At 68.3% G+C, this 6,364-nt stretch carries 8 protein-coding genes; 4 read left to right on the top strand and 4 right to left on the bottom strand.

Going from position 1 to position 6,364, the window contains the following annotated elements:
- Positions 1–30: 30 nt before the first annotated feature.
- On the bottom strand, positions 31–819 hold the full coding sequence (locus tag OHN19_RS33930) for a hypothetical protein (RefSeq protein WP_330267860.1): 789 nt from the start codon (positions 817–819) through the stop codon (positions 31–33).
- 139 nt (positions 820–958) lie between these two features.
- Here OHN19_RS33930 and OHN19_RS33935 point away from each other — a divergent pair, with 139 nt between their 5' ends.
- The 3 genes from OHN19_RS33935 (at position 959) to OHN19_RS33945 (ending at position 3,351) form a co-directional block, all read left to right on the top strand.
- Positions 959–1,756, top strand: a complete 798-nt coding sequence (locus tag OHN19_RS33935; RefSeq protein ID WP_053850429.1) for an ABC transporter ATP-binding protein — start codon at positions 959–961, stop codon at positions 1,754–1,756.
- 94 nt (positions 1,757–1,850) lie between these two features.
- On the top strand, positions 1,851–2,282 hold the full coding sequence (locus tag OHN19_RS33940; RefSeq protein WP_330267861.1) for an NfeD family protein: 432 nt from the start codon (positions 1,851–1,853) through the stop codon (positions 2,280–2,282).
- 130 nt (positions 2,283–2,412) lie between these two features.
- Positions 2,413–3,351: an SPFH domain-containing protein gene (locus OHN19_RS33945; RefSeq protein ID WP_330267862.1), complete on the top strand. Its 939-nt coding sequence runs from the start codon at positions 2,413–2,415 to the stop codon at positions 3,349–3,351.
- Positions 3,352–3,458: 107 nt separating this feature from the next.
- On the opposite strand, the gene OHN19_RS33950 is transcribed toward OHN19_RS33945, so the two are convergent.
- The 3 genes from OHN19_RS33950 to OHN19_RS33960 all read right to left on the bottom strand — a co-directional run bounded on the left by OHN19_RS33950 (position 3,459) and on the right by OHN19_RS33960 (position 5,484).
- Complete coding sequence (locus tag OHN19_RS33950) at positions 3,459–3,965, bottom strand: HNH endonuclease (RefSeq protein ID WP_330267863.1); 507 nt, start codon at positions 3,963–3,965, stop codon at positions 3,459–3,461.
- 153 nt (positions 3,966–4,118) lie between these two features.
- Positions 4,119–4,658 carry a YbhB/YbcL family Raf kinase inhibitor-like protein gene (locus OHN19_RS33955; protein ID WP_330267864.1) on the bottom strand — a complete coding sequence of 180 codons (540 nt, stop codon included), beginning with the start codon at positions 4,656–4,658 and terminating at the stop codon, positions 4,119–4,121.
- 43 nt (positions 4,659–4,701) lie between these two features.
- Positions 4,702–5,484 (bottom strand): sporulation protein, encoded by a 783-nt coding sequence (locus OHN19_RS33960; RefSeq protein ID WP_330267865.1) that lies wholly within the window; start codon positions 5,482–5,484, stop codon positions 4,702–4,704.
- A 141-nt stretch (positions 5,485–5,625) separates the two neighbouring features.
- On the opposite strand from OHN19_RS33960, the gene OHN19_RS33965 reads away from it, so the two are divergent.
- Positions 5,626–6,267 (top strand): DNA-3-methyladenine glycosylase, encoded by a 642-nt coding sequence (locus tag OHN19_RS33965; protein ID WP_330267866.1) that lies wholly within the window; start codon positions 5,626–5,628, stop codon positions 6,265–6,267.
- Positions 6,268–6,364 lie beyond the last annotated feature (97 nt).

The following is a 6,364-nucleotide window of genomic DNA, read 5'->3' on the forward strand; positions in this document are numbered from 1 at the left end:
ACCAGCCACGACGCACCCGCACCCGCCCACTCACCGCATCCCCCGCTCCCGCTCCTCCACATACGCGTTGTACGCAGCCACCTGCGCCCGCCGAGCCGTCCGCTCCACCGGCCGCAACGCCTCTCGCCGCGCCCGCATCTCCGCGGAACTCACCGCACCCCCGTGCCCGTTCTCATACGCCAGCGACACCAGCAACCCCACCCGCTGCGCGAGCTCCAACACCCGCACAGCGCGCGGCGGATACCCCGGCGCCAACACCTCCCGCCCCCGCTCGGCCCGAGCCCGGTACGCCCCGATCGCCGCCTCCGCCACCGGCCCCGACCCCGCCACGTCCAGCCGCGACAACACCTCCGTCGCCTCCCGCAGGGCCTCCGCGAGCTCCCGCTCCGCCTCGCCCAGTGAGGGCACGTCCGCCGGCGGAGCCTCCCGCACCGGCAGCACGTGCCAGGTCACCTCGACATGGACATCACCCGAGGGCCCGGCCTCGTACACCTCAGGCACCAGGCCCAGCGCGGCGCCGTAACAGACCACCGCCTCCTCCGCCTCCAGCGCCCGCGCGTTGAACTCCGGCGGCCCGCTCAGCCCCAGCGGATGTCCGGGCGCGGGCAGCGCGACCCGCAGCCCGGTGACCCCGAGCGACCTCAGCCGCCCGAGCGCCAGGGTGAGGCCGACCGGCGACGTCTCCCCGGGCAGCCCCTCCACCCGGTGCACGGCATCGTCACCGACGATCGCCAGTACGGCGTCGTCGGGCGAGACAAGTCCGGCCAAAAGACCGTTTCCCCAAGCGGCAAGACGTCCAGAGCGCGGTTCCGAGAGCATGCCCCCAGCCTAAGGACCGGACCGATGGACCGGAGCGCGCGGCCGGTGGCGTAGATTTCATCGAGGGCTGCGCCCAAAAGCGCGCACGCGACAGCCGAGACGTCGACACCGTCACACTGCAAGGGGAGACAACGCGCTCATGAGCGATGTTCTGGAGCTTCAGGACGTATCCGTGGTCCGTGAGGACCGGGCTCTGGTGGACCAGGTCTCCTGGTCGGTCAAGGAGGGCGAGCGCTGGGTCATCCTCGGCCCCAACGGCGCCGGCAAGACCACGCTCCTGAACCTCGCGTCCAGCTACCTCTACCCCAGCAAGGGCACCGCCACCATCCTCGGCGAGACCCTCGGCAAGCCCGGCACCGACGTCTTCGAACTGCGCCCCCGCATCGGCATGGCCGGCATCGCCATGGCCGACAAGCTCCCCAAGCGCCAGACCGTCCTGGAGACCGTGCTGACGGCGGCGTACGGCATGACCGCGGGCTGGCAGGAGGAGTACGAGGACATCGACGAGCAGCGCGCGCGTGCCTTTCTCGACCGCCTCGGCATGAGCGACTACCTGGACCGCAAGTTCGGTACCCTCTCCGAGGGCGAGCGCAAGCGCACCCTCATCGCCCGCGCCCTGATGACCGACCCCGAGCTGCTCCTCCTCGACGAACCCGCCGCCGGCCTCGACCTCGGCGGCCGCGAGGACCTGGTCCGGCGCCTCGGCCGCCTCGCCCGCGACCCGATCGCCCCCTCGATGCTGATGGTCACCCACCACGTCGAGGAGATCGCCCCCGGCTTCACCCACGTCCTCATGATCCGCCAGGGCAAGGTGCTCGCCGCCGGCCCCCTGGAGCTCGAACTCACCTCCCGCAACCTCTCCATGTGCTTCGGCCTCCCCCTCGTCGTCGAGCAGGTCGGCGACCGCTGGACCGCGCAGGGCCTCCCGCTGTCGTGATCAAGTGAAGTACCCGCAAAAACACGGGTAAGAAGCCCCTCCGGGCGCCATCGCGCCCTGTCGGAGGCGGTACCCCCGGACCTACCATGAGCCCGTGAACGACATCGACGCATGGGTGTGGTGGCTCGTCGGCGCGGCAGCGCTCGGAATCCCGCTCGTGGTGACCGCGATGCCGGAATTCGGCATGCTCGCGGTCGGCGCCCTCGCGGCAGCGGTCGCGGCCGGGCTGGGCGGTGACGTCGTCGTCCAGGTGCTCGTCTTCGTCGTCGTCTCGGTGGCCCTCATCGCCGTCGTACGGCCCATCGCGACCCGGCATCGCTCGCAGCGACCCGAACTCGTCACGGGAATCGACGCCCTGAAGGGGAAACAGGCCGTCGTCCTGGAGCGCGTCGACAGCGCGGGCGGCCGGATCAAGCTCGCCGGAGAGGTCTGGTCGGCGCGCGCTCTCGACACCGACCGGGCCTACGACGTAGGCCAGGAAGTGGATGTCGTGGACATCGAGGGAGCGACCGCGATCGTCATGTGACCTCGCAGGATGCAACTGAACCGAACGCACCACGAGTTGCACGACGGTCTGTCAGACTCGACCAGCAAGATCTTCAACAACCATAAGATCTTCCGAAAACGCCGAGGCGGAGAAGGGCACGGGGAGCACGATGGAACCGGTCATCATCGTCTTGATCATTCTGGTGGTGTTGGTCTTCATCGCCCTGATCAAGACGATCCAGGTCATCCCGCAGGCGAGCGCAGCCATCGTCGAGCGCTTCGGCCGCTACACGCGGACCCTCAACGCGGGCCTCAACATCGTGGTCCCGTTCATAGACACCATCCGCAACCGCATCGACCTGCGTGAACAGGTCGTGCCGTTCCCGCCGCAGCCGGTGATCACCCAGGACAACCTGGTCGTCAACATCGACACCGTCATCTACTACCAGGTGACCGACGCGCGGGCCGCGACCTACGAGGTCGCCAGCTACATCCAGGCCATCGAGCAGCTCACCGTCACCACCCTCCGCAACATCATCGGTGGCATGGACCTGGAGCGGACCCTGACCTCCCGCGAGGAGATCAACGCGGCCCTGCGCGGAGTCCTCGACGAGGCCACCGGCAAGTGGGGCATCCGCGTCAACCGAGTCGAACTCAAGGCGATCGAGCCCCCGACCTCCATCCAGGACTCGATGGAGAAGCAGATGCGCGCCGACCGTGACAAGCGCGCCGCGATCCTCACCGCCGAAGGTACGCGCCAGGCCGCCATCCTCACCGCCGAGGGTGAGAAGCAGTCCCAGATCCTGCGCGCCGAAGGTGAGGCGAAGGCCGCGGCCCTGCGCGCGGAAGGCGAGGCCCAGGCCGTCCGCACGGTCTTCGAGGCCATCCACGCCGGCGACCCCGACCAGAAGCTCCTCTCCTACCAGTACCTCCAGATGCTCCCCAAGATCGCCGAAGGCGACGCCAACAAGCTCTGGATCGTCCCCAGCGAGATCGGCGACGCCCTCAAGGGCCTCTCCGGAGCCATGGGCAACTTCGGGAACATCGGCGGCGGTTCGAGCGGAGGCAACGGCGGCACGGAACGCCGAGAGAACCCGAAGATCGACTGACGGTCCTGGAAAAGCTAGGTTCCCCGCACCCACCCAGGGGCGCGGGGAACTGCGCGACAAGCCACGACGAACCCGCGGCCGCCAACCGAACCGATCCTGGCAGACGACTAGGCAGCCTCTCCGGCCAGCCAATCCGGCAGCGCAGAGAAGTCCTCGTGGCCCAGAGACAACAGCATGGCGTCAGCAGGAGTCGGCTCGAACGGCTCCCGCAGCAACGGCATCCCCGCCTCCGCCGGAGTCCGGTTCGCCTTACGGTGGTTGTCCTCCGCGCAGGAGGCCACCGTATTCAGCCAAGTGTCCTGACCACCCTGAGACCGCGGCACCACGTGGTCCACGGTCGTCGCCCGCCGCCCGCAGTACGCGCACCTGTGCCGGTCACGCACCAGAACACCCCGCCGGGACCACGGGGCTTGTCTTCGGAAGGGCACCCGTACATACCTGCACAACCTGATCACCCGGGGCGCCGGTATGTCGACCGCGGCTCCGCGCATGCGCAGTTCGGGGTGGGACTGCTCGACGACGGCCTTGTCCTGAAGCACCAGAACGACGGCTCGATTCAACGTCACCGTCGACAGCGGCTCGAAGCTCGCGTTCAGTACCAGCGTCTCCCGCATGACCACCCCACCTCCCGTTGCGTACCGGCCCACCCCCTGGCGGGCTTGGGCTTGGATCAACTCTGGCCGGGCACGCCGAGATGGACAACGCAATAAAAAGTGCCCGCCCCTGATCAATTCCAAGACCAGAGGCGGGCAAACGCTCGTTGAACGTCAGTCTTCGGCGGGCACCTCGTACTCACCGATCAGCTGGGCACGCGCGATCGCGTGGAACCGCAGGTTGAAGCCCACAACGGCGGGAGAGGCATCGGCATCCGGCCCGAGCTTCTCCTGGTCCACCGCGTACACGGTGAAGACGTACCGGTGCGGCCCGTCCCCGGGCGGCGGAGCGGCCCCACCGAAGTCCTTCGACCCGTAGTCGTTCCGCGCCTGTACGGCACCCTCCGGCAGCCCCTCGAACTTCCCGCTGCCCGCACCCACCGGCAGCTCGGTCACCGAGGCCGGAATGTCGAACACGACCCAGTGCCAGAACCCGCTGCCCGTGGGCGCGTCGGGGTCGTAGCAGGTCACGGCGAAGCTCTTGGTCTCCGACGGGAAACCCTCCCAGCGCAGCTGCGGAGAGGTGTTGCCGGCCGCGTAGACCTGAGCGTCCTTGAGCGTCGCACCCTCGGCGACATCCTCACTCGTCACCGTGAACGACGGCACGGGCGGATGGAAGTCATGGGGGAGCGGCCGCCGCTTGAGCTCGGTCACCTCGGTACCTCCTGGTCGATCTGCGGAATCAGCAGTTCCGAGCCTAGAACCAGTTGCGCCTGCTGCCGACCTCGGACAGCCACTGGTTGAGGTACCCGGCCCAGTCGGTGCTCTGGTAGTCGTGCAGACCCACCTGGAAGGACCGGAAGGTGTCACTGCCCTCGCTGAACAGCCCCGGCTTCTTGTCCATCTCCAGCACGACGTCCATCGCGTGACCGTCCGCCACGAAGCTCAACTCGACCTGGTTGAGCCCGCGGTACTGCTGCGGCGGGAGGAACTCGATCTCCTGGTAGAACGGCAGCTGCTGCCGGGTCCCACGGATGTGACCGCGCTCCAGGTCCGCGTTCTTGAAGCGGAAGCCCAGCTGCATGAACGCGTCCAGGATCGCCTTCTGCGCCGGCAGCGGGTGCACGTTGACCGGGTCCAGGTCACCGGAGTCCACGGCACGCGCGATCGCCAGCTCGGTCGTGACACCGACGTTCATACCGCGCAGCGCCTGGCCGTCGATCATCGTGATCGGCGTCTCCCAGGGGATCTCCAGACCGAACGGCACCGCGTGCACGGCGTTCGCCTGAAGCGTGAAGGCACCGCCGAGCGAGACCTTCGTGAACTCGATGTCCTGCTTGTACTCCTGGTCGCCGCTCTCCACCTCGACCCTGGCCTGGAGCCCGACCGACAGCCCCTCGATCTCCTGGTCCACGGACCCGCCCTGGATCCGCACCTCGCCCTGGACGACACCACCCGGGACGACGTTGACCTCGGTCAACACCGTCTCCACCGAAGCCCCACCGGCCCCCAGGCTCGCGAGCAGCTTCTTGAACGCCATGTCTCTCCTCTTAGAACGCGCGGATTCCTGATCCCTACAAACGCGATCCGGCCGTGGTCGGTTCCGCGCCATCACCCTGGCAAGCGGACGGACCCTTGACCACCCCTTGGCACACACCCGTCTGGACTACGCTCGTACGCCATGATCACGCCCCCGGACCGTACGCCACTGACACGAGAGTTCTTCGACCGCCCCGTACTGGAGGTCGCCCCCGATCTCCTCGGTCGCCTCCTCGTCCGTACCACCCCGGACGGTCCGATCGTGCTCCGCATCACGGAGGTCGAGGCCTACGACGGCCAGAACGACCCCGGCTCCCACGCCTATCGCGGCCGCACGGCCCGCAACGGCGTGATGTTCGGTCCGCCCGGACATGTGTACGTCTACTTCACCTACGGCATGTGGTTCTGCATGAACCTCGTCTGCGGGGAGGAAGGACGGGCGAGCGCCGTCCTGCTCCGGGCCGGCGAGGTCCTCGAAGGCACGGAGCTGGCTCGCAAACGTCGACTCTCGGCCCGAAATGACAAAGAACTGGCCAAAGGGCCGGCCCGCCTGGCCACCGCCCTGGGCGTGGACCGGGCTCTGGACGGCACGGACGCCTGTACCACGGGCGAGACCCCACTGAGGGTGCTCACCGGCCGCCCAGTCGCCTCCGACCAGGTACTCAGCGGTCCGCGCACCGGAGTGGCCGGCGAAGGGGGCGTCCATCCCTGGCGGTTCTGGGTCGCCAACGACCCGACGGTGAGCCCCTATCGGGCCCATGTCCCTAGGCGCCGCTCAAGTTGACTCGCTCTTGGAAGATGCGTAACGTAGCCCAAGCCGCTTGACCCGGGTACGGCAATCGCCAGCAGCCGGAAGCGGCCAAACCACTACCTACGACATC

The organism is Streptomyces griseorubiginosus, assembly GCF_036345115.1.
Classification (GTDB): Bacteria; Actinomycetota; Actinomycetes; order Streptomycetales; family Streptomycetaceae; genus Streptomyces; species Streptomyces griseorubiginosus_C.